Origin of the sequence: Streptosporangium sp. NPDC051023, from assembly GCF_040689595.1 — a bacterium.
In the GTDB taxonomy this organism is placed as follows: domain Bacteria; phylum Actinomycetota; class Actinomycetes; order Streptosporangiales; family Streptosporangiaceae; genus Streptosporangium.
In genome coordinates, this window is the sequence record NZ_JBFBCE010000045.1 from 1 (window position 1) to 22,910 (window position 22,910).

Annotated in this window: 12 protein-coding genes and 1 pseudogene; 6 read left to right on the forward strand and 7 right to left on the reverse strand. The window is 71.1% G+C overall.

Annotated features, from left to right (window positions below; genetic code table 11):
- The 5 genes from AB0395_RS27140 to AB0395_RS27160 form a co-directional block, all read left to right on the forward strand.
- A partial coding sequence (locus AB0395_RS27140; protein WP_366285408.1) for a phosphopantetheine-binding protein occupies positions 1 to 392 on the forward strand: 392 nt, incomplete at its 5' end.
- A gap of 1 nt (position 393) precedes the next feature.
- Positions 394 to 4,806, forward strand: a complete 4,413-nt coding sequence (locus AB0395_RS27145; protein WP_366285411.1) for an amino acid adenylation domain-containing protein — start codon at positions 394 to 396, stop codon at positions 4,804 to 4,806.
- The gene (locus AB0395_RS27150) at positions 4,803 to 4,979 is read left to right on the forward strand and encodes an MbtH family NRPS accessory protein (RefSeq protein WP_366285414.1); all 177 of its coding nucleotides are present in this window, start codon (positions 4,803 to 4,805) and stop codon (positions 4,977 to 4,979) included. The genes AB0395_RS27145 and AB0395_RS27150 overlap by 4 nt, the downstream gene beginning before the upstream one ends.
- 4 nt (positions 4,980 to 4,983) lie before the next feature.
- Complete coding sequence (locus AB0395_RS27155) at positions 4,984 to 6,879, forward strand: AMP-binding protein (protein WP_366285417.1); 1,896 nt, start codon at positions 4,984 to 4,986, stop codon at positions 6,877 to 6,879.
- Positions 6,876 to 12,812, forward strand: a complete 5,937-nt coding sequence (locus AB0395_RS27160; RefSeq protein ID WP_366285419.1) for an aminotransferase class III-fold pyridoxal phosphate-dependent enzyme — start codon at positions 6,876 to 6,878, stop codon at positions 12,810 to 12,812. The genes AB0395_RS27155 and AB0395_RS27160 overlap by 4 nt, the downstream gene beginning before the upstream one ends.
- A gap of 61 nt (positions 12,813 to 12,873) precedes the next feature.
- Here the strand turns inward: AB0395_RS27160 and AB0395_RS27165 are convergent, their stop codons facing one another.
- From AB0395_RS27165 to AB0395_RS27195, 7 genes and pseudogenes are all read right to left on the reverse strand, one after another.
- Positions 12,874 to 13,212 (reverse strand): helix-turn-helix domain-containing protein, encoded by a 339-nt coding sequence (locus AB0395_RS27165; RefSeq protein ID WP_366285421.1) that lies wholly within the window; start codon positions 13,210 to 13,212, stop codon positions 12,874 to 12,876.
- Between the two features lie 224 nt (positions 13,213 to 13,436).
- Positions 13,437 to 13,811 (reverse strand): annotated as a pseudogene (locus AB0395_RS27170) (ATP-binding cassette domain-containing protein); the annotation flags it as partial.
- Positions 13,792 to 14,769: an ABC transporter permease gene (locus AB0395_RS27175; RefSeq protein WP_366285423.1), complete on the reverse strand. Its 978-nt coding sequence runs from the start codon at positions 14,767 to 14,769 to the stop codon at positions 13,792 to 13,794. The gene AB0395_RS27175 and the pseudogene AB0395_RS27170, both read right to left, overlap by 20 nt.
- A 257-nt stretch (positions 14,770 to 15,026) precedes the next feature.
- On the reverse strand, positions 15,027 to 16,850 hold the full coding sequence (locus tag AB0395_RS27180; protein WP_366285425.1) for a hypothetical protein: 1,824 nt from the start codon (positions 16,848 to 16,850) through the stop codon (positions 15,027 to 15,029).
- Between the two features lie 6 nt (positions 16,851 to 16,856).
- Positions 16,857 to 18,803 (reverse strand): hypothetical protein, encoded by a 1,947-nt coding sequence (locus AB0395_RS27185; protein ID WP_366285428.1) that lies wholly within the window; start codon positions 18,801 to 18,803, stop codon positions 16,857 to 16,859.
- Positions 18,800 to 19,807, reverse strand: a complete 1,008-nt coding sequence (locus AB0395_RS27190; RefSeq protein ID WP_366285430.1) for a hypothetical protein — start codon at positions 19,805 to 19,807, stop codon at positions 18,800 to 18,802. The genes AB0395_RS27185 and AB0395_RS27190 overlap by 4 nt, the downstream gene beginning before the upstream one ends.
- Entirely contained in the window at positions 19,804 to 21,240 is a 1,437-nt protein-coding gene (locus AB0395_RS27195; protein ID WP_366285433.1) for a hypothetical protein, read from the reverse strand. The genes AB0395_RS27190 and AB0395_RS27195 overlap by 4 nt, the downstream gene beginning before the upstream one ends.
- A 238-nt stretch (positions 21,241 to 21,478) precedes the next feature.
- Between AB0395_RS27195 and AB0395_RS27200 the strand changes: the two genes are divergently transcribed.
- On the forward strand, positions 21,479 to 22,909 hold the full coding sequence (locus AB0395_RS27200; protein ID WP_366285436.1) for a DUF4407 domain-containing protein: 1,431 nt from the start codon (positions 21,479 to 21,481) through the stop codon (positions 22,907 to 22,909).
- Position 22,910 lies beyond the last annotated feature (1 nt).

The window sequence follows — 22,910 nt, forward strand, 5'->3', positions numbered from 1 at the left end:
CACCCCACACCTGCACCCCCCTGCCCACCACGGCCGCCACACCCACGACCGGCCACCCCGCCACCCCCCTCCACCACACCCTCACCCACATATGGGGACGGGTGCTCGGTCTTCCCTCCGTCGGCACCGACGCGGACGTGTTCGAGCTCGGGGCGCACTCGTTCGCGATAGCCAAGGTGAAGGCGCGCATCGCCGTCGCCCTCCGGATAGACCTGCCGCCGCGTGTGTTCTTCACCGCCCGCACCGTCGCCGAACAGGCAGAGGTGCTCCTGGAGAAGGCACCCTCGCCGGACGCCGTGCTGCGCCGCGCCGCGGCGGTCGCCGCGCTGCCCGAGCTCGACGACCAGGAGTGGGCGGCGGCCGTGGCGGATCTGACAGTCGAGGAGGGCTGACATGACGACCGTCGAGCATCGCTGGCAGCCGCTCAAGCGGGGGAACCTGGAGACCGCGCCGCTCTCGTACGGCCAGCGCGCCCTGTGGTTCCTCGACCGGCTGACCCCGGGCACCGCCCTCCACAACATCCCCTGGGTGCTACGGCTCGAAGGGCAGGTGGACGCCGGGCTGCTCAGGGAGTGCCTGGAGACGATCGTGGGGCGGCACGACATCCTGCGCACGGTGTTCACGACCTCGGTCGCGGAGCCGTACCAGGTGGTCAGGGCCAGCATCGCGATCGACATGGCGCTGGTCGAGTGCCCGTCGGAGGCGGTCGAGGACCTGGTCCGTGTGGAGGCGCGCCGCCCGTTCGACCTGGAACGCGACCTGCCGGTGCGGGCGCGGCTGCTGCGGTGGGCACCCGACGCGTGCGTCCTGCTCGTCGTCTTCCACCACATCGCCTGCGACGGGCTGTCGCTGCCGGTCTTCGAACACGAGCTGGCCGTGCTGTACACGGCACGGTCCGAGGGCCGCACGCCCAAGCTGCCCGCGCCCGCGGTCCAGTACACGGACTACGCGGCGTGGCAGCGGGAGCAGGATCCGCGGGAGGACCTCGACTACTGGCAGCGGCGGCTCGCGGGTGCACCGGAGCGGGTGGCGCTGCACACCGACAGGCCCCGGCCTCCGGTGCGGTCGACGGCGGGGGCGACACACGCGTTCGACCTCCCGCGGGAGGTGAGCGAGCGGGTGCGCGCGCTGGCCATGACCGAGGAGGTCACCCCGTTCGTCGTCCTGTTCGCCGCGTTCGCGGTGCTGCTGCACCGGTACACCGGCCAGGACGACCTCGTGATCGCCTCTCCGGTCGCGGGCAGGGACCGGATCGAGCTTGAGGAGCTGATCGGGTACTTCGTCACCATGCTGCCACTGCGCACGCGGGTCGACGGCGGCGAGAGCTTCCACGAGCTGCTGGCTGCGGTCGGCCGTGACGTCATGGAGGACCTCGACCATCACAGGGCGCCGCTCGACATGATCGCCGACCGGCCGCTGATGAACGTCGCCTTCGGCGCGCACAGCGCGCACGACACGGGCCCCCTACGGCTGGGCGACGCGACCGGGGTGCCGCGCGTCCTCACGACGGACACCGCGAAGTTCGACCTGCTGTTGTCGGTCTTCGACGACGGGCGCCACCTGCGGGCAGAGATCGAGTACAACACGGGCCTGTTCGACGCCACGACGATCGAGCGGATGGCGGGGCACTGGCGGACCCTGCTGGCGGCGGCGGCCGAGGCGCCGCGCACGGCCGTCTCCGAGTTGCCCCTGCTGAGCGACGAGGAGCGGGACCTCACCCGGATGGCCGCCCCCGTCAGCCAGGAGGAGAACACCTGCCTGCACGAACGCTTCGAGGCCGTCGCCGCCCTGCACCGCGAGCGGACCGCGGTCGAGGTCACCTACGAGGAGCTCAACACGCGGGCCAACCGCCTCGCCCGCCATCTGCGGGCCCGCGGGGTACGGCCGGGAGACCGGGTCGGGCTGCTGCTCGAACGCACACCCCGCCAGGTCGAGGCCGTGCTGGCGGTCCTGAAGGCGGGCGCCGCCTACGTGCCGATCGCGCCCGAGACCCCGCGGGACCGCGTCGCGTTCGTCCTCGCGGACGCGGGTGTCCAGGTGGTCGTGGCCGACCGGGTTGGGGAGGGCGTCACGGTCGGCCTGCTGGACGAGGAGATGGCGATCGCCGCGCACCCCTCCGGCAACCTCGGGCTGGCCGTCGCCCCCGGCTCGACCGCGTACGTCATCTACACCTCGGGGTCGACCGGACGTCCGAAGGGCGTGCTGGTCACGCACGCGAACGTGGCGGAGCTGTTCGCCGCGACCGAGGAACGTTTCGGCCCTGGCCCGGACGACGTGTGGACGCTCTTCCACTCCTACACCTTCGACTTCTCCGTGTGGGAGATGTGGGGAGCGCTGCTGTACGGCGGGCGGCTCGTGGTGGTGCCGAAGGAGATCGCCAGGTCGCCCGAGGACTTCGCCCTCCTGCTCCAGCAGGAGCGGGTCACCTGCCTCAGCCAGACGCCCTCCGCCTTCGGCCAGCTCGTCGGCCTGGTCGAGGAGACGCCGCGTGCCTTCCGCGACCTCCGGCTCGTCGTCTTCGGGGGTGAGGCGCTACAGCCACACCACGTCAGGCGATGGTTCGCCACGGGGGCCGCGCCGCAGGCCCGGCTGTGCAACATGTACGGCATCACGGAGACCACGGTCCACGTCACCGCCTACGACATCACCCCGGAGACGCCCTTCGGCCGCAGCGTGATCGGACGACCCCTGCCCCACCTGTCCGTCGAGGTGCTCGACCGGCACGGCCGTGCCGTACCCGTCGGGGTGCCCGGCGAGCTGTTCGTCGGCGGATTCGGGGTGACCCGCGGCTACGTCGGCCGTCCCGGGCTCACCGCCCAGCGCTTCCTGCCCGACCCCGCCGTCCCGGGCGCGAGACGGTACCGCAGCGGCGACCTGGTCCGCTGGCTGCCGGACGGCAATCTGGAGTATCTCGGCAGGATCGACGACCAGGTCAAAATCCGCGGTTTCCGCATCGAGCCCGGCGAGATCCACCAGGTCCTCGCCGACCATCCCGGGGTCCGGTCCTGCGTGGTCGTGGTCGACGAGGGGCGGCTGGTCGCCTACGTCGTCCCCGGCGCCGAGCGACCGCGAACCGCCGAACTGCGCGCCCACCTCGCGGACAGGCTGCCCGAGTACATGGTGCCGTCGGCGATCGTCTTCCTCGATCGGATCCCACTGACCGCGAACGGGAAGGTCGACCGCCGGGCCCTGCCGGAGGCGGGACGCGAGGAGAGGGCCTACGACCCCCCGCGGGGCCCCGTCGAGCAGGCGCTCGCGGACGCCCTCTCCGAGGTGCTGAAACTGGAGTGGGTCGGCAGGGACGACAACTTCTTCGAGCTGGGCGGCGACTCGGTGCGCAGCATCCAGGTCGCGGGACGGCTGAGGCGGGCGGGATACGCGCTGCCCCTCGACGTGCTGTTCGCCCACCCCACGGTCTCCTCGGCCGCAACCCGGGTGACGCGGGCCGAGGAGGGGCCGCGGCTTGAGCCGTTCGCGCTGCTCGGCGCGGGCGACCGGGAGCGGGCGTCGGCTCTCGGTGACGTCGTGGACGCCTACCCGATGACCTCCATGCAGCTCGCGATGGTCTACCACATGGAGCTGGAGCCGGAGCGGCGGCCGTACCACAACGTCAACAGCTACCGGGTCGCGGCGGCGCTGGACGAGGAGGCGCTCAGGCGGGTCGTCGCCGAGGCCGTCGAGCGTCACCCGGTGCTGCGGACCTCCTTCGACCTGGTCTCCTTCGGCGAGCCCGTGCAGCTCGTCCATCGCTCGGCGCCCTCGCCGCTGACGATCGAGGACCTGGACGGGGCCGACCAGCAGGCGGCGATCACCGAGCTGGTCGAGCGGGAGTGGTCGACGCCGTTCGCCCTGGGTACGGCTCCGCTGTTCCGGGTGACGGCCCAGCGGCTCTCCCCGAACGCCTTCCAGCTCACGCTCACCGAGCACCACGCGATCCTCGACGGCTGGAGCTTCACCTCCCTGGTCGCCGAGATCCTCAACCGGCACGCCCTGCTGCGGGAACACCCGGAGACTCCGCAGGCGCCACCGCCCGAGTCGCGGTTCAGCCAGTTCGTCGCGCTCGAACGCGCCGCCTCCGCCTCCGCGGAGTCGCGCGCCTTCTGGAAGGAACGGCTGACCTCCCTGGACGGCACCCTGTTCACGGGTCTCGGCACGACGGCGACCACGGCGCACAGCATCGACCGTGAGGTGACGAACGAGCTGTCCCGGGCGATGGCACGGCTCGGCGCGGCTGCGGGGGCGGGTATGAAGAGCGTCGCGCTGGCCGCCCATCTGGTCGCGTTGAGCCGGGTGACCGGACGGACCGAGGTCGTCACCGGCCTCGGCGTCAACGGCAGGGTCGAGGAGGAGGCGGGCGCGGAGGCGCTCGGCCTGTTCCTCAACACGGTCCCCTTCGCCGTCCGTCTCGACGGCGGGACCTGGATCGACCTGGTACGGCAGGTGCACCGGCAGGAGACGTCGATCATGCCCCACAGACGGGTGCCGTTCGCCGCGCTCGCCCGTCACATGAGCAACTGGAACCTGGACGCCAACTTCGGCTTCAACCGGTTCCACGCACTCGCCGGCGTCCGGATCGACGACGAACGCATCGGGTGCGCCCCCACGATGCGCTACGAGCCCAACCACTTCACGCTCAGCGTCGGGTTCGTGCAGGACCCGGCGTCCGACCGGGCGCTGCTGATCGCCGACTACCCGGCGTCAAAGCTGCCGCACACGGTCGCCGCGGACTACGCGGACTCCTACCTCCGGGCCGTGCACGCCATGGTCGGCCAGCCGTACTCCAACTATCGCAAGGAGCTTCGATGACCTACATCGTCGTGGTGAACGACGAAGAACAGTATTCGATCTGGCCCGCCGACCCCGAGATCCCGGCCGGCTGGACCGATGCCCAGCGTCGAGGCTCGGAGGAGGAGTGCCTGGCCCACATAGAGAAGGTGTGGACCGACATGCGCCCCCGCAGCCTGCGCGAACGGATCTGAGCCCGTGCAGCTCATCGAGGAGGCCATCGCGCACCAGGCGCGGCTCAGGCCGGACAGCTTGGCGATCACCCATCTCAACTTCGACGGCGGGAACCGGCCGCTGCGTTCCGAGGCGACCTTCGGCGAGCTCCATCGCCTGGCCGTCGCGTTCGCGGCCACGCTGAGCACGGCCGTACACCCCGGGCAGCACGTTATGTTGCTCCACAACACGGGCATCGACTTCATCGTCGAGTTCTTCGGCTGTCTGCTGGCCGGTGCCGTACCCGTCCCCGCGCCCGAGCCCCAGATCCCGTACCACCGGGCCGCCGAGCGCCTCGCCCGGATCGTCGAGGACGCCGGGATCACTGCGGCGACCGCCGGGCGGCAGGTCGCCGTCGCGGACGTGGTCGCGCTGAGCCCGCGCCTGGCGGGCGTGAGGTGGCTCGACCACCCGGGCCAGGGCCGGGAGGGCCTCATCCGCAGAGGTGTGGCGCGACGGGAGGACGTCGCCTACCTCCAGTACACCTCGGGCTCGACCGGGTCGCCGCGCGGCATCGAGATCACGCACGGCAACGTGCTGGACGAGGTCGACTACTTCGGCGCGGCGCTCGGGCTGGACTCGGACTCGGTGCTGGTGAACTGGGCGCCCGTCTTCCACGACCTCGGCCTGGTGCTGGGCGTCCTGGTCCCGCTGCTGCGCGGCAGCCGCATCGTGACGATGTCGCCGCACGCCTTCGTGCGCGATCCGGAGCGCTGGCTGCGGGCGATCTCCGATTACGGCGGCACCCACTCCGCCGCCCCCGACTTCGCCTACGACCTGTGCCTGCGGCGGATCCCCGAGGCCAGAAGGGCCGGGCTGCGCCTCGACACCTGGCGGGTGGCGATCAACGGCGCGGAGCCCGTGCGCGCCGAGACCATCGACCGGTTCACCGAGGCCTTCGCCCCGTACGGCTTCCGCCCCGCGGCGATGCGCCCGTCGTACGGGCTGGCCGAGTGCACGCTCGCGGTGACGACTCCCCCGCTCCACGAGACGCCCGGCAGGCTCGTCGCGGACCGGGACGCGCTCGGCGAGGGGATCGTCAAGCCGTCGGCGACCGGGCGGACACTCGTGTCGTGCGGCCGCCCGATACCCGGGATAAACGTGGCCGTCGTCACGCGGGACACCCGCGAGCAGCTGCCCGAGGACGCCGTCGGCGAGATCAGGGTGACCGGCTGGGGCGTCGCCAGGGGTTTCCACGGCGACCCGGACAGGATGACCGAGCTGTACACCGGTGACCTCGGCTTCTTCCACGAGGGCGAGCTGTACATCACCGGCAGGCTCAAGGACGTGATCATCGTCCGCGGCCAGAACTACCACCCCGTCGACCTGGAGCAGGTGGCGGAGAGGGCGGACCCGCAGATCCGCCCTGGCTGCCTGGCTGCGTTCCAGGACGGCGAGTCGGTCGGCCTGGTGTGCGAGGTCCGGGGCCAGCAGACCGAGGAGGCGCTGGCGGAGACGGCCACCACGATCCAGCGGGCGATCTCCGAGACGTTCCAGCTCAAGCTCGACGTGATCGCCCTGGTCCAGCCGGGAAGCGTGCCGAAGACCTCCAGCGGCAAGGTGCGCAGGAACGAGTGCGGCCGCAGGCTGGCCTCCGGCGAGCTGCGCGTGCGCTACCGAACGGAGAAGGTGAGGGTTCCGGTGCAGGTCAGCGCCGCCGCGGCGAAGCCGATGCTCCGTTTCATGCTCGGCAGGATCATCGGCGTGCCGGTCTCGCAGCTCGACGACCATGTGCCCTTCGCCGACTACGGCCTCGACTCCAAAGGCGCCCATGAGCTGGCCGGTGAGCTCGAGCGCCTGCTCGGCACGCCGGTGCCGTCGTCGATGGTCTTCGACTACCCGACGATCTCGGACCTGGCGAAGGCCCTGGAATCGCGATGACGGAGATCGCCGTCGTCGCGATGGCCTGCCGCTTCCCCGGTGGCGTCACCTCGCCCGAGGAGCTGTGGAGACTCCTCGTCGACGAGGTCGACGCCATCGGGGAGGTACCGCGGAGCCGCTGGCCCGTCGATCGGCTGTACTCGGCTGACCCTGCGGAGCCGGGAAAGATCAGCAGCCGGTGGGCGGGCTGCGTCGACGGGATCGAGGAGTTCGACGCCGCCTTCTTCGGGCTGTCCCCCGCGGAGGCCGAGCACATGGACCCCCAGCAGCGCATGCTGCTCGAGGTCGCCTACGAGGCGATGGAACGTGCCGGGCTGCCGCCCTCGCACGACCTGGTCCGCGACTGCGGGGTCTTCGTCGGCATCAGCGGCAGCGACTACGGCCGCGCCATGGGCGGCGACCTGTCGGCCATCGGCCCGTACTTCAGCACGGGGCAGGCCCTGTCGATCGCCGCCAACCGCATCTCGTACGCCTGGGACATGCACGGGCCCAGTGTCGCGGTCGACACCGCCTGCTCGTCGGGGCTGGTGGCCGTCGACATGGCCGTGCAGAGCCTGCGGCGCGGTTCCTGCGCGGTCGCGCTCGCCGGAGCGGCCAACGTCGTGCTGGGACCGGAGAACTGGGTCTCACTGTCCCGGTTCGGGATGATGGCGAAGGACGGCCGCTGCCGCTCCTTCGGGGCGGACGGCGACGGCTTCGTCCGCTCGGACGGCTGTGCCCTGCTGCTGCTCAAACCACTGGAGGCGGCCGAGCGCGACGGCGACGAGATCCTGGCCGTCATCAGGGGCTCCGCGGTCAACCAGGACGGCCGGAGCAACGGGCTCACCGCGCCCAACGGGCCCGCGCAGGAGGCCGTCATCCGCAGCGCGCTGGCGGACGCGGGGCTGCGCGCGGACGCGGTCTCCTATGTCGAGGCCCACGGCTCGGGCACGGCGCTCGGCGACCCGATCGAGATGGGCGCGCTGGTCCGCACATACGGCAGGCGGGACGAAGGCGTCTGTCACGTCGGCTCGGTGAAGTCCAACATCGGGCACGCCGAGGCGGCGGCCGGGATAGCGGGGCTGGCCAAGCTGATCCTGTGCCTGCGGCACGGTCACCTGCCCGCCTCGCTGTACGCGACCCCGCCGAACCCCCGGCTCCGCCTTGAGGGCACGAAGATGCGGGTGGTCACGCGGGCGCTTCCCTGGACGGCGGCGGAGCCGCTGACCGGTGCGGTGAGCTCCTTCGGCTTCGGCGGAACCAACGCGCACGTCATCGTCTCCGCGGCCCGGCCCGCCCGTACCCGGCCCGCCGCTCCTGTCCCTGCCGCCCCTGTCCCCACCGACCCTGTCCCCACCGACCTGACCGGCCCCGTCTCCGCCCCCGCCTCCGCCTTCGCCGCTGCCCCCGTCTCCGCCCTCGCCTCCCTCCGTGAGTCGCCCGTCCTGCCGCTGTCCGCGCGGAGCGTGGCCGCCCTGCGCGCCCTGGCGGGGCGCTACGCCGACTTCGTCGAGGCCCACGACGAGGTGTCCCTCGCCGACCTGTGCCACAGCGCGGCGGTACGGCGGGCGCACCACCGGCACCGGACCGCCGTCGTCGTGCGGGACAGGCGACAGCTCCTCCGCGATCTCAGAGACCTCAGAGACCTTCCCGGCGCCTCGGACGACGGCACGCCGTGGCACGACCCCGTCCTGGTGTTCTCCGGGCAGGGCGCCCAGTACCCCGGCATGGCCCGCCACCTGCTGGACGAGGCGCCCTTCTCCGAGGTCGTCGCGCGGTGCGAGCCCGTCTTCCGGCAGGCGCTCGGCGTGTCCGTGCGTGCCCTGCTGAGTGGTGACGGGCCGGTCCCGCCGCACACCGACGTGGCACAGGCGATGCTGTTCACCTTCCAGGCCGGGGTGTGCGACCTGTGGCGCTCCCTCGGGGTCGTCCCCGCCGCCGTCGTCGGGCACAGCGCCGGGGAGACGGCCGCCGCCTACGCGGCCGGGCTGCTCGACCTGGAGTCGGCGGCGAAGCTGACCGCCGCCAGGGGTTCCTCGATGCGCCTGGTCCACAGGTGTGGCCGGATGGTCGCCGTCATCGGCCCCGTGGCCGAGGCGGCGCCGTACCTGGAGGGGGGTGTCGTCGTCGCCGCGCACAACGGCCCGGACACCTTCGTCGTCTCCGGTGCCGACCCGGCCCTCAGCACCGTGACGGAAGCACTCGGGCGGGCCGGGTTCGCCTGCTCGCCGCTCCCCGGCGAGTACGCCTTCCACAGCCCGCACATGCGCCCCGCCGCCGAGGCGATGCGGGCGGCGCCGATCGAACCGACGGCCCAGGGCGGGGCGGCGCTGTTCTGCTCGACCGTCCTCGGCGCGATCACCGGCGGCATCCGGCTCGACGCGGACTACTGGGCGGAGGGCATCACCGGGCCGGTCCGCTTCCAGGAGGCGATCGAGGGACTCCTGGAGATGGGGTTCGGCACCTTCCTGGAGATCGGCCCGAAACCGATCCACGTCTCGGGGATCGTCAAGACCGCACAGCGGCGCGGCGGCGCGGTCCGCGTCGTACAGGGGCACCGTGACAGCGGCACCGTGTCCACGCTCGTCGAGCTCTACCGCGCGGGAGCGGAGCTGGACTGGGCCGCCGTCTATCCCGGCGGCGCGTTCGTCCCCGACCTCCCCACCTATCCCTGGCAGCGGACCCGGCACTGGGCGATCACTAAGGAAAACGGCATGAGGAACGACATCGTCACAACGATCAGGACGCTCCTCGCCGGCCACCTCAAGCTGAGCGCCGCCGAGATCTCCGATCACGCGAGGTTCCTCGACCTCGGCGCCGACAGTCTGGTGCTGCTGAAACTGGTCTCCCAGCTCAACGAGCACTACGGGACCTCGTTCCAGCCGACGACGCTCTTCGACGAGTATCCGACCGTGCGGGCGCTCGCGGCCGCCATCGAGGCGGAGGCGCCCGCGACGACGGCGGTGGCGGTCGCGGCGGTGACGACCGGCTCCCAGGGGCCGGGGGTGGTCGAGGCGTCGGCGACGGCCGGCCCACCGGCGGCGACCACGCCGGGAACGGCCTGGTCGCGGGCGACGACCGGCTCAGGTGTGGCCGGACCGCCGACGGCCACCGGCGCGGAGGCGGTGGACACGGCGGTGGACACGGCGGTGGACACGGCGGTGGCCCGGGTCATCGCGGAGCAGCTCGCCCTCATGCGGGAGCAACTGCGCGTGCTCAGTCCGGGCGGCGTCGCCTTCGGCCCGGCGGACAGCGCCTCCGGTGTCGCCGCCCCCACCGGAAACCGCGGCGCCGACGCCGTACCCCCTCGGGTGAACGGCCTGCGCCCGAGCGGGTTTCAGGCCCATGAGGACCGCGAAAGCCGCAATGGGAGCACCACCGAGGGCAGCGGCGCCAATGGCGACGGCGGCGCACGAGCACAGCGTCAGAAGCCGGCTCCCAAGCCCGTCAACCGGCAGCGCGCCAACCGGCTCACCGAGGACCAGCAGCGCTACGTGAACGAGCTCGTGGCGCGGATGAACGCGCGCGACGACTCCGCGAAAAAACTGGCGGGCCTGTACAGGCCGCGCCTGGCCGAGAGCCGTCCGTGGGCGAACTTCAGGCCGGAGCTGAAGGAACTGCTCGTCCCCATCGTTGCCGAACGAGCACAGGGCGCCCGGATCTGGGACGAGGCGGGCAACGCGTACACGGACTACTGCATGGGCTTCGGTGTCCAGCTGTTCGGCCACAACCCCGCCTTCGTGACCGAGGCGGTGCGGCGCCAGCTCGACCGAACCTACTCCCTCGGCTACCAGCTCAGGCAGAGCTACGAGCTGGCCGACCAGTTCTGCCGCGTCACCGGCCACGACCGGGTCACGTTCTGCAACACCGGCTCCGAGGCCGTGATGGGCGCGGTCCGGCTGGCGCGGCTGGCCACGGGACGCCGGAGAATCGCCTACTTCGAGAAGTCCTACCACGGGCTGGTCGACGCGGTCCTGGCCCGCGGGGGCATGGAACCCGGCCGTTCCTCGCCCATCGCGCCCGGCCTGTCCCCCGGCGCGGTTGACGAGGCGATCGTGCTGCCGTACGGCGAGGACGAGGCGCTGGACTATCTGAGGCATGTGGCGGATGACGTCGCCGCGGTCATCGTCGAACCCGTGCAGAACCGCAACCCGTCCGTGCAGCCCGCGGCGTTCCTGTCCGCGCTGCGACGGCTCACGGCCGAGCGCGGCATCGTGCTGATCTTCGACGAGATGATCACCGGTTTCCGCATCGGCCTGCGGGGCGCGATGGGCTACTTCGGCGTCACCCCCGACCTCGCCACCTACGGCAAGATCATCGGTGGCGGCCTGCCGATCGCGGCGATCGCGGGCCGCGCCGACCTCATGGACGGCATGGACGGCGGCACCTGGGGCTACGGCGACGACAGCGCGCCGACCGCGGCGACCACCCTGTTCGGCGGGACCTTCCAGAAGCATCCGCTCTCGGTCAGCGCGGCGCGCGCGGTGCTCGACCACCTCGAAAGCCAGGGACCCGCCCTGTACGAGGAGCTGAACGGCCGGGCCAAGCGGGTCACGGACGCGCTCGCCGAGATCATCCGCGCCGAGGAGCTGCCGTACACGATCGCCTCGTTCGGCTCGCTGTGGCGCGTCGAGTACCGCGGCGCGTCCAACTTCTACCAGCCGCTGCAGCTGGAGATGCTGTACCAGAGCCTGCTGTCCGACGGGATCTACGTGTGGGAGGGCCGGACGTTCTTCCTGTCGACCGCCCACACGGACCGCGACGTGGAGGAGCTCGTGGACGCGGTCGGGCAGGGCGTCGGCAGGCTGAGGTCCGCCGGGTTCCTGCCCAGGAGGGAACCGCTCGAATGGTCCACGACCCCGCAGCAACGGCACCTGTGGCAACTACAGCGCGACCACGGCCCCGAGTGGACCGCCTACCACGAGAGCGTGCTGCTCCACCTGCGCGGCCCGCTCGACAGGACGGCCCTCGCCTCGGCGGTCAGGTCGGTCTGGCGCCGCCACCCGGCGCTGCGGGCCACGGTGGCCGGGGAGGGGACGCTGCTGCGGTGCGACCAGGACGCCCCGCTGGACATCCCCGTCGTCGAAGGTGACGACTTCCGCCTGTGGATGGACGCCCCGTTCCCGCTCGACCACGGCCCCCTGTTCCGTGCCGCCCTGCTCGAACGCGGGCCCGGCCTGCACACGCTCGTCCTGTGCGCGCACCATCTCGTGATGGACGGTGTGTCCGCCGCGCTCATCCTGGCGGATCTCACCGACGCCTACGCGCGGGCGGTGAAGGGCGCCCCGCTCCCTTCCGTCGTCACCCCCGTGCCTGGCAGGCTGCGCGACCTCGTCCACGACGGTACGGCTCCGCGCCCGGCACCGGTCGCCGCCGTCGACTTCGAACCCGCCTCACGTCACACCTCCCACCTGCCGGCCGGCCTGTGGAGCGCGGTCGCCGACCGCGCGAAACACATGGGGTGCACCCCGTTCATGCTGGCCTTCAGCGCGTTCGGCCACGCGCTGCACCAGGTCACCGGGCGGGCTGAGCTGGCCGTCGGCGTCCATGTCGACCGCAGGGCGACCCCGGAGGAGCACGCGTTCGTCGGTCACTTCCTCGACGTCGCGACCGTCGCCAGCTCCGCGGGCGAGTCGTTCGACCAGTACCGGGACCGGATCCAGGGACAGCTGATCAGGCTGCTGGGCGCCCCCGAACAGCCGGACTCCGCGGTCGAGGTGGTGTTCGACCTCAACCCGGCGCTGACGGAGCTCTCCTGGCCGGACCTGGAGGTCGAGATCGCCGCCCCGCAGGCGGGGCACGCGAAGTACGGGCTGTTCTTCGACGTCATCCCGATCGGGGAGGAGGGTCTGGTCGAGGTGACCTACCGTTCCCCCTTCGACCGCGACCTGATCGAGCGGCTGCACACCCGGTGGATCTCCCTGCTCACCGGCGGGCCCGACGCCATGCCGTGACCCGCTCGGAAAGAAGGTAAGCCTCACGTTGAGGACCGTCCCGTCCCCCTGTCCGCCGCGGCTACCGGGCCATGGCGCCGCGCAGGCTCATCAGCCTGAGCTGGAGCATCGCCGCGAACCGCTCGTCCGCGTCCTCGAGGTCGAGGCCCGCGATCTCGGCGAGCCGCCGCAGCCGGTAGCGGAACGTGTTGGGGTGCACGTGCACGGTCGTGGCGGCCCGTACGGTGTCGCCGAAGTTGTCCAGCCACACCCGCAGGGTCTCGGCGAGCTGAGTCTGGTGCTCGGCGTCGTACTCCAGGAGCAGCCCGACCGCACCGATCCACTCGTCCTCCGCGGCCTCCAGCAGATCACCGAGTTCGAGCAGCAACGCCTCGACCCGGACGTCCTCGACCGCGGCCACCCGGCGATCCGACCGTGCCGTGCACAGCACCCGCAACGCCCGGTCGGCGTCGGCTCTGGACCTGGCCAGGCCGCCGACGCCGTACGCGGGACGGCCGGCCCCGACTTCTCGGTCGCCTCGCGCAACAGGTCGAGGACCTGGCTCTGCACCGTGACGTCGAGGGCGGTGGTCGGCTCGTCGGCGATCAGCAGCTTGGGATTGCCCATCAGGCCGAGTCCGATCATCGCGCGCTGCCGCATTCCGCCGGAGAACTCGTGCGGGTGCTGGTCCGCCCGGTGTTCGGGGTCGGGGATCCTGACCGCGCGCAACCGGTCGACGGCGCGGGCCCTGGCCTGCGCGCGGGAGGCGCCCAGATGTGTCTCGGCCACCTCGGCGAGCTGACGGCCGACCCTGAGCGCAGGGTTGAGCGAGGTCATGGGGTTCTGGAAGACCATCGCCAGCGAGATGCCCAGCACCCGCGCCAGCGCGCGGTCCGGTGGTTTGCGCAGGTCGTGGCCGTCGAACTCCAGCACCCGTGCCCGCATCTCGCCCGGTGCGGAGACCAGCCCCGCCAGTGCGAGCGCCGTGAGGCTCTTACCGCTACCCGACTCTCCCACCACGCCGATGGTCTCGCCGGGCGCGACGGTGAGACTGAGATCCCTGACGGGGGTGACATCGCCCTTCGGTGACCAGCGGGTAATCCCTGGCGGTGATGGAGTCGACGATCGTGGTGCCCAGGCCTGGCCAGGCGAAGATGTTCTCCACCAGCACGGTGCCCGCGATGAGGGAGCTGAGCAGCAGACCGCTGAGGGTCAGCGAGGACGTCAGCAGGTTCGGCAGGGCATGGCGCAGGTACAGCAGCCGGGCGGGCAGCCGTTTGAGGCGAACGGTGCGCATGTAATCCTCGCCGAGCACCTTCGACGCCTCGACCCGCACCACCCTGGCCAGTCCCGCGACCGCCCCGACGGACAGCGAGGCCACCGGCAGGATGTAGGACTCGGGACCGGAGCGGCCCGCGATCGGCAGCGCCTGCAAGGTCACCGCGAACACCCACACCAGGCCAACCGCCAGCAGGAAGTCCGGCAACGCGGCGAGCCCGCCGGTGATCGCGTTGAACGTGACCTCGGCCGGGCGCCGTCTGCCGTTCTCCGTGAGTACGGCGATGCCCAGGCCCAGCGGCAGCGCGACCACGGCGATCACCGTGAACGCCAGGACCGCCAGCAGGAGGGTCGGCTGGAGCCTGTCGCCCAGGATGGTGGAGACGGGCATCTGCAGGGTGATGGACTGCCCCAGGTCGCCCTGCACGATTCCACGCAGGAACCGGCCGAACTGGACCGGCAGCGGCTGGTCGAGGCCGAGGCTGTGTCTGCGGTCGGCGATCAGCCTCGCCGAGGCGCGAACCCCCAGGCTCGCCCGCACGGGGTCTCCCGGCACCAGATGGATCATGGCGAACGCGGCGGTGACCAGGACTCCCAGCGAGACGGCGAGCTGGGCCAGACGACGGAGCAGGAACGCTCCCCACGGAGGAAGCCCGGTACGGCCCGCCGCCCGTCCTGCCCTCGCGCGCCCGCCCCTCACGAGCTCGCCTCCACTCGGGGAACGGCCCTGCTGCTGTGGAAGTAGCGCGCACGCCCGTCCCCCATGTCACCGACGAAGACGTACGTCACCGGGTGCGCCGGATCCTTTGGTGCCGCGATCCATGCCCCTCGTGCTCGGTTTCGCACCGCCGTACGGCAACGGCGAACCGCCCGAGTCACCGCGACGGCGCACCGCCCGAGTCGACGCGTGAGAAGCCCGCCTTGGTTCGTGAGCCGCCTCCCCCGGGCGGCCGGCGCTCACCGGCCGTCCGGACCCTTCCTGCGACCGCGGTTCAGCAGTCCGGAGCGGCGGGCGGCGGCGGTCCTCGGCTGTTCCGGCCGGACGTCGCCGGACGTGTCCTGCGCGGACTCGCCGATCTCCCTCATGACGCTGTCGAGGGCCTCACGGGTGATCCCGGCCTGGTCGAGAACCGCCAGGAGCACCCCCTCCATGAGGAGGGATCGGGCGGTCGGCGCGCACGCCAGGACCAGCGCCGCGAGCAGCGGCGGCGGGGGGAGTCCCGGAGACAGCATCTCCTGCAGCGCCTGGTCGTCGAGCACCGGGCCGTAGGCCGCGACCAGCAGGGCGTGATGCCGCCGGACCTGGCTCTCCGGATCTCCGGGATGGAGCTGCTGGATCGCGCCGACGAGCTGCCCGCGCCGTCGCAGCGCGGCGCGGACGGCCCCGCGCCCTGCCTCGTCGCCGCCTCGCCCCGCCAGCTCGGCGCAGACGATCTGAACGGTCAGTGGATCGACGGGCTCCCTGGCCGCGGCGTCGACCAGATCCCGGGGCCGCAGCGCCCCGAGGAGAGACGCCCGCTCCGCCATGCCGAGATACCGGGTGAGCCGTATCGTGACGGCGGATTCGGCGGCCGTCATCCGGCACAGGGCGGCCACCAGCGGCGGCGGGACCCTGCGCCCCGCGTCGCGGACGATCCGGTCGAGGCCGTCGACGGTGAGCTTGGGCCCGTAGGCCAGGCTCAGCAGCGCGTCGTAGAGACGTTCCTGAATCGTCTGGTCCAGCGCGTGGTCCGGCACCAGCAGTCTGCGGCTGCCGATGATCTGCCGGTGGCGCTCCTGCTCGTCCCCCTCACGCGCCCGCGCCGCCAGGACGTTGAGCTGGACCAGGTGGTTCGGGAGCATGTCGAGCCGCCCGCGTTCGAGGCCGTCGGCGCACGCGGTCAGCACGTCGCCGGCGGACACCGGCTGCCTCTCGGGTCCGGACGACTCGAGCGTCTCGGGGGCGAGGCCGAACTCGCCGAGCAGGGGAAGGACCGTGGAGAGGTTCTCCACCGTCATGGATCGCGGCCGGATGTCCCGGGCGAACCGCGCTATCAGCTCGGTGAGCCGATCACAGCCCATGAGCGCGTCGTGGTAGGCACGGGCGACGTCCTGCCCTTCGGGGATCTCCGTCCCACGACCCCAGGAGATCGAATGTGCGCCCACCGGCGCGTGCCTGGCGAACGACAACCTGATCCGGTGTCGTGCGGCGCTGTTCGTCCAGGTCGAGGCGGTCAGCTTGGATCTGAAGCCGTACGGCAGCAGCGCCGCGACCGCGTCGAAGAACAGCAGGCGATCGAGCAGCGAGGTCTCCTCCCCGTTCACGACGCAGACGGGCTGCCCGGTCAGCAGCAGCGCCGCCGCGTCCATGACGGTCTCGTCGACGGCCTCGGCGATCGCCCCGGGAGCCAGCACCGGCACGTCCACGAGGAGCGGGCCTTCGACGGGCAGCGGGCGGTCGCTGAAGGCCCGGTAGAGCCCCTGGCAGGACACCGGCCCTTCTGCGGCCTGCGCGTAGGGCACGCAGAAGTAGCGTGTGATCGCGATGGGCCTGCCCATCCCGTCCCGCTCGTCGGACCACTCCTGGACGGCCAGGCCCAGATGCGCCCTGATGTCGCCGCCGAACCAGCTGGTCGTCACCTGGGGCAGCTCGGTGGGGGTCCCCGGCGCGTAACGGGTTATGATCTCGCTGAAGTCGTTGCCGCCCAGCATTCCGTCGCTGCAGGCCAGGACCCTCTCCCCGTCCCTGGTGCCCGGTTGCCTGCCCCACAGCGCCCATTCGGCGGCCAGTCGCACGGTCAACGGATCTCACCGGAACCCGAGGATGACGAGAACGACGACCACGAAGACGACGGTCGCGCTCCCGGCCAGGATCACCCAGAAGTAAAGCAGCCCCTCGGGGCGCCGGTGCCCGGGGGCGAGTGGCTGGGGCCTGCCGAAACGAGGGCCTTGGGGCCTGCCGAAACGAGGGCCTTTTCGCCCGCGCGGCGACGGGGCCGCGCCCAGGACCGCCGGAGGCCTTTCGGGCGGAAGGTTCGGCTGCGCGGGCGGCAGGAGCTGCTCGACCACCTGGTTGAGGGTCTTGGTGGTGAGCCGGGCGCGGCCGAGGAACTCGCAGAAGCCGTCCACCACGACGTCTCTCGCCCCCGGGCCGTACAGTCTCACCGCGGCCGCGGCGAGCGCCGCCGACTGCGGCAGGACGGGGTGGCCGAGAACCTCCTTGAACGCCGCGCGTTCGAACGGCTGCCCGTAGGCCGCGACCAGCAGCTTCGTGAACCAGGCCAGTTTGGTGTCCCCGTCGTCCTGATGGACGGCCTCGATCGCGGCGGCGAGGTAGCCGTGCTCGTGCAGCGCGGTGGCCATCGCGGTGTCCTCCGCCCCGCCGCCTCCCCTGGCGATGAGCTCGTTGCAGACGAGGTGCACGGTCGGCGGGTCGAACGGTTCTCCGGCAACCACCTTGACCAGGTCCTTGGTGTCCATCGCCTGGAGCGCGCGGGCTCGCTGCCCTTCGTCGGGGCACAGCTGCACCAGCTTCAGCACGACGCCGGGCTCGGCGGGGGGCATGCGCAGCATGGCGCCGACCAGTGTCCCGCTCAGCGTGTCCGCGTCCTCGCTGATCCGCCGGACCCCCTCGGCCGTGAGCTGCGGGCCGTAGCCGACGGCCAGGATGACGTCGTAGAAGTCTTCCAGCCTCTTCGGCAGGCCTCGATGCTCGCACAGCAGCCGCTCCACCTTGATGATCTCCTGGCAGCGGCGCCGCTCGTCGTCGGCGAGCCTGCGGGCGAGGTTGTGGAGTCTCGTCAGCAGCCCTTCGAGCTCGTCGTACCGCCTCTGCTCGAGAAGGTCCGCGCAGGTGTTCAGCAGGTCACCGGCCCTGGCCTGCATGAGAGGGCGCAACTGGACCGGCATCGGCATCGTGCTGCTGGGCTCGTCGAGGAGCGCCAGAACCTGGTGCTGGGCGTCCTTGAACAACAGCGGCTCGGTTTTCCCGGCGAACCTGGCCATGACCTTCTCCAGGGGGTGACGGGCCAGCAGATCCATATAGCGGGCGGCGATGTCGTGTCCGTCGGTGGCGCCGTCCCCGCCTCCCCAGGCGACGGAGTACGCCCCCTCCTGGGGGTGTTTGGCGAAGGAGAGCCTGATCCGGTGCTTCGCGGAGCTGTCGGTCCACGTCGAGGCCGCCAGCTTCGCCCTCAGGCCGTACGGCAGGAGCGCGGCGACCACGTCCAGGAAGCGCAGCCGTTCGAGCATCGAGACGGACTCGCCCCTGACGACGCAGACGTGCCGGTCGGTCAGCAGCAGCGCCGCCGCGCTCACCGCCGCCCCGTCGGCCCTGGCCAGGATCGCCTCGAGGTCGAGCGTGGGAACCTCCACGCTGAGCGGGCCGTTCACCGGCAGCGAGTGGTCCTTGAAGGCGTTGTAGAGCGCCTCGTAGGACACCGGACCGGCCGCGGCCTGGCCGTAGGGGACGCAGAAGTAGCGGGTGCCCGCGATGGGCCTGCCCATCCCGTCGCGCCGGTCCGACCACTCCTGGACGGCCAGGCCCAGATGCGCCCTGGTGTCGCCGCCGACCCAGCTGACCGTCACCTGAGGCAGGTCCGCCGGGGTTCCCGGGGCGTAGCGGGTCATGATCTCGCCGAAGTCGTCGCCGCCCAGCATTCCGTCGCTGCAGGCGAGCACCTTGTAATCGTCGCGCGCGTCGGGCCGCTTGCCCCACAGAGCCCACTCCGCCGCGAGCCTCACCTTCCTGCTCATCGGCGGGCTCCTCTGTCGTCCCCCTCCGCGGACAGCTGCCGCCCGAGCCAGAGCATCGGCTCCATCACGTTGATGGGACGGGCCTGCCCGCGGATCTGGTAGGCGCTGATCAGGTTCTGGTGGTCGTCCGGATCGAAGTGCCCCTTCATCGGGTCCAGGTAGAAACCGATCGACGAGGTCACGAAGAACTTGATCCGGTCCGACCGGAAGTACTGCTTGAGCGTGGGCAGCACCATCCCCGCGTTGCCGCTGGCCGACACGGTGGACAGCATCTGGAACAGCTCCTCCGCGTCCTCGTCCGCGACGCGGGGGAAGCGGTGGGGGTCCTCGGGGTCCGGGCTCAGCAGGCTCAGCTTCTGCGCGGTCTGCAGCACCTGCAGCTCGTCGAACTTGGTGACGCAGACGGCGAGGTGGTGCGGGAGCGTGTCGTCGGCGTACTCACCCGTCGCGAGCATCCGCCGGGCGAGGTCGGCCAGCACGCCGTGCAGGTGGACGAAGGCGTCCCCGTCCTTGAACTCGCGGACCGGGTCGAAGAGGAAGACGATGCCCCTGCTCGCGGCCAGGCTGTCGAGCAGGTCCTCCCGCTCGGTACCGCGTCCCGTGCGCTTGGAGTGGTAGGAGCGGCCCGGCGCGTCCAGCACGTCGATCCCGATCTTCCAGGCGCGGGCCTCCTTCCGTTTGCGGCCCCAGCGCCTGGGCTGCAGCTCGGGCTTCTCGCTCAGGAACCAGCGGTAGCGGCCCAGGGTGCTGGTCGCCTGCGGGAAGCACTGGTCCTGGGAGAGCGCGGCGGTCATCTCGATGAGGAAGTCGGTCGAGGGACCATCGGCTCCGATGAGCCTCCACGGTCCGTCCTTGAGGATGAGGGCGATGTTGAGGGCGGCGAGAAAAGTGGTCTTTCCGCTGCCGGGGGCGCCCCAGATGGCGATGTTGTGATTGGTGCGCGCTGATTGCCCGGGATCGGGGTTCGCGGTGGTGTTCCATCTGTTCGCTGACGTCTCGCTCATGGCACCTCGAGCAGGGGGAAGGGGATCGGCTGGACCTGTGACGCCGTCAGGCCGAGGTCTGCGCCCAGCCCATGGACGTCAACGGCGCCGTCCAGATGGACCAGCCCGGCTCGGCCCAGGCGAGACCAGACGGGGTCGGCCCGCCCGGGAGGCCGGTCGCAGATCGCCCCGAACACCAGGTCGGGGTGTTGTTCGAGCCTGCGCACCTCCTGCTCCCAGTCGAACCGTCGCGGGCAGGGCAGGATGTGCGAACGGTGCACCCGGGGAGGGTGCGGGGGTCGGTCGCCGACCGTGAGCAGCGCCGTCCGCCCCTGGGAGGAGGAGGGGAGGCGACGCGCCACCTCGGCCAGCATGTCCTCGACCATCGCCGCGTCGGCATACCCCCGGTCCTCGGCCTCGCGCTGCCTGACCCGCTCCTCAAGACGTTCAAGGGAGTGCCGGGCGTGCTCGGTGGAGACCTGCCAGCCCGCGACGTCCACGGGCTCCTCGGGGACGTTGCGCTGGTAGGAGTGTGTGCCGTAGGCGATCAGCGACACCTGGAGCCGGTCGTCGAGCCCGCCGGACATCGCTGTGATCATCTGGCCGATCCGCCTGAACCGCTCGAGCACCCGTGCGGCCGTCCCGCTGGTCTCGACGGCGCAGATCAGGTGGGCGGGCCCGGCGGACGGATCGAGCCGGTACGGCACGGCGGCGACCCACTCGGCCCAGCTCCGGTCGCCTCTGGCGAGACCCGGCAGGCCGGAGAACCGGACCAGGCCCGGCCGCTCAAGCTCGGCGGTGATCTCGTAGCGTCCCGGCTGAACCTTCGCCGTGTGGACGGACAGCAGTGCCGGCCGCCGATCCTGCCACGCCACGACCGCGAACGCCGTACCCCACTCGTCGCTCGGTTCGCAGCGGACGGTGAAGGTGAAGGAGGTGCCGCGCCGCGCCTCGATCTCGAACAGCGGCGTGCAGGTGAGTTCGAGCCTGTTGGTCACCGGATGGCGTCTCAGCACGACGAGTTCGTACGACCGGCGCAGCGGCTCGTCGGCGACGATCTCGCGGAGCAGCCTGCCGACCGGCATGCCGGCCCGGGTGAAGGCGAACGCCTTCGGGTGAGCGGCTCTCAGCAACTCCATCGCCTCGTCGGCCCGCGGGCTTCCCGGAGACGAGCCGACCAGCACGACCGTGGTGTCCGCGGACACGTTCACGGCCTCCAGGACGGTCTCCCTGTCCCCGGACGCTCCGGGGTCGTCCCAGGACGGCCCGTCCACGGGATCGGCCCAGCGGACCACCGGCCTCCCATGGCCACGCGGTGTCCCCGTCTCGTCACGGTGCAGGTCGAACACGGTGACGCCATCCGGGGCGACCTCGACCACGGACAGGCGTCTGGCGCCGCCAAGCTCCGCGACCGCTTCGGTGAGGGTCTTGCGGAGCAGGATCGATTCGGTCAACTGCGGCTCCCATTGCTACGTCTCACCAAAATTTGCTCTCACCCCCCGAAGAGCGATCCATGTCACCAAACGGAAAAAGCAGACATTGCCTGATAATTCGGCCTATATTTCGATGTCATTCCTAACAACCGTATTCGGTCGCACGCATAGCCTATCCTGCCGCGTAACTGATAAATCTGATACCAGGAAATGACGATGTGCGCGATCCGAGCGGGGAGCCATTTCGGAGAGGGGAAACGTGAGAAGGTTTCTGATTGCCCTGTCCGGGGCTCGGGCCGACATCGTCGAGAGCTGCCCGACCGAGCACGGCAAGTTCGAGGGCATCGGCGGAGCGGTCCTCACCACCGGGGTGCTGGCCATCGTCTCGATGACGTTCGCCCTGTACAGCGCGCTCGGCGTCAGCCTCTTCCTCGCCGTGCCCGCCAGCATCGTGTGGGGCCTGGCCATCATGAGCCTCGACCGGTGGCTGGTCAGCTCCATCCAGACAGACGGGCCGCGCCGCTGGCGACTGGCCGTGCCGAGAATGCTCATGGCCGTGCTGCTCGGCGCGGTCATCTCGACCCCGCTGGTTCTCCAGATCTTCAAGTCGGAGATCGACGCCCAGATCGTCCAGATCAAACAAGATCGCGCCAATGCGTTCGCCAAGGAACAGAAGAAGGGCGACATCGGCCAGGACGTCGCCGGACTCCGCCAGTCGGTCGCCGATCGGCGAAAAGTGATCGCCTCCGGGGGAGGCAGCCCACAGGATCCGGCCAAGGATCCGAAAATCAAGTCATTGATCGCCGAGCGTGAAGCCCAGAAGAAGCTGGCCGACGACTACTACAACAAGTGGCAGTGCCAGTTGTACGGCGGGCCGACCTGTCCCCGCAAGGGCAACGGGGTGGTGGCGCAGGCGAGCAAGAAGGCCTACGACAAGGCGAGCGCCCGGCTCGACGACCTCGACGACCAGATCGAAAAGCGCAAGAGGGACCTCACCGCCACCGACGAGAGCACCAAGAAGATCCGGCTCGAGGCGGCGAAGGCCGAACTGCCGAAGCTCCAGGAACAGCTTGACGCGGCCGTGAAGCGGCAGAACGACCTCCAGGAGTCCTTCGACGCGGAGAACAGGGTGGCCAACGGGCTGCTGATCAGGCTGCGGGCGCTCGACGAGGTGTCCGGCAGGGACCTCACGCTCAACACGGCCCGCCTGCTGCTGTTCCTGCTGTTCCTGCTGATCGAGTGCCTGCCGGTGACGGTCAAGCTGATGCAGAAGCCCGGCAACTACGAGAAGGTCCTCGCCCTGGCGGCGCGGCACGAGTTCCGCGCCGCCAGGGAGGGTTTCGCCTCGGGGGCGGGATCCCCGGCCTCGGGAGCGGGATCCGCGAGAGCCGACGCGTCCTCTTCCATAAGAGACATCTGGCACCGGGAGCCCCCCTCGGCAACGAGGCCGGATAATCCGGGCACTGTCCCGATGCCGCCGCACAACCCTGGCACCGTCCCGATGCCGCCGCCCTCGTTCATCCCCCAGGACGATCCGACCCTGTCCGAGCCAACCGGCTTCGACGAGGAGCACAGTTCCCTGGAGGACGAGGCGCTGCGGCAGATGCGGGACACGACGCCCCGCACCACGGTCCTGGGCGCGGCCGCGGAGCGGTCCGGCGGGTTCGAGCTGTTCCCCGACGACGAATGAG

Bases quoted from the DNA above. Each gene is read 5' to 3' on its own strand.
- AB0395_RS27145 (WP_366285411.1), top strand. From the start codon at position 394: ATGACGACCGTCGAGCATCGCTGGCAGCCGCTCAAGCGGGGGAACCTG.
- AB0395_RS27150 (WP_366285414.1), top strand. From the start codon at position 4,803: ATGACCTACATCGTCGTGGTGAACGACGAAGAACAGTATTCGATCTGG.
- AB0395_RS27160 (WP_366285419.1), top strand. From the start codon at position 6,876: ATGACGGAGATCGCCGTCGTCGCGATGGCCTGCCGCTTCCCCGGTGGC.
- AB0395_RS27185 (WP_366285428.1), bottom strand. From the start codon at position 18,803: ATGAGCAGGAAGGTGAGGCTCGCGGCGGAGTGGGCTCTGTGGGGCAAG.
- AB0395_RS27190 (WP_366285430.1), bottom strand. From the start codon at position 19,807: ATGAGCGAGACGTCAGCGAACAGATGGAACACCACCGCGAACCCCGAT.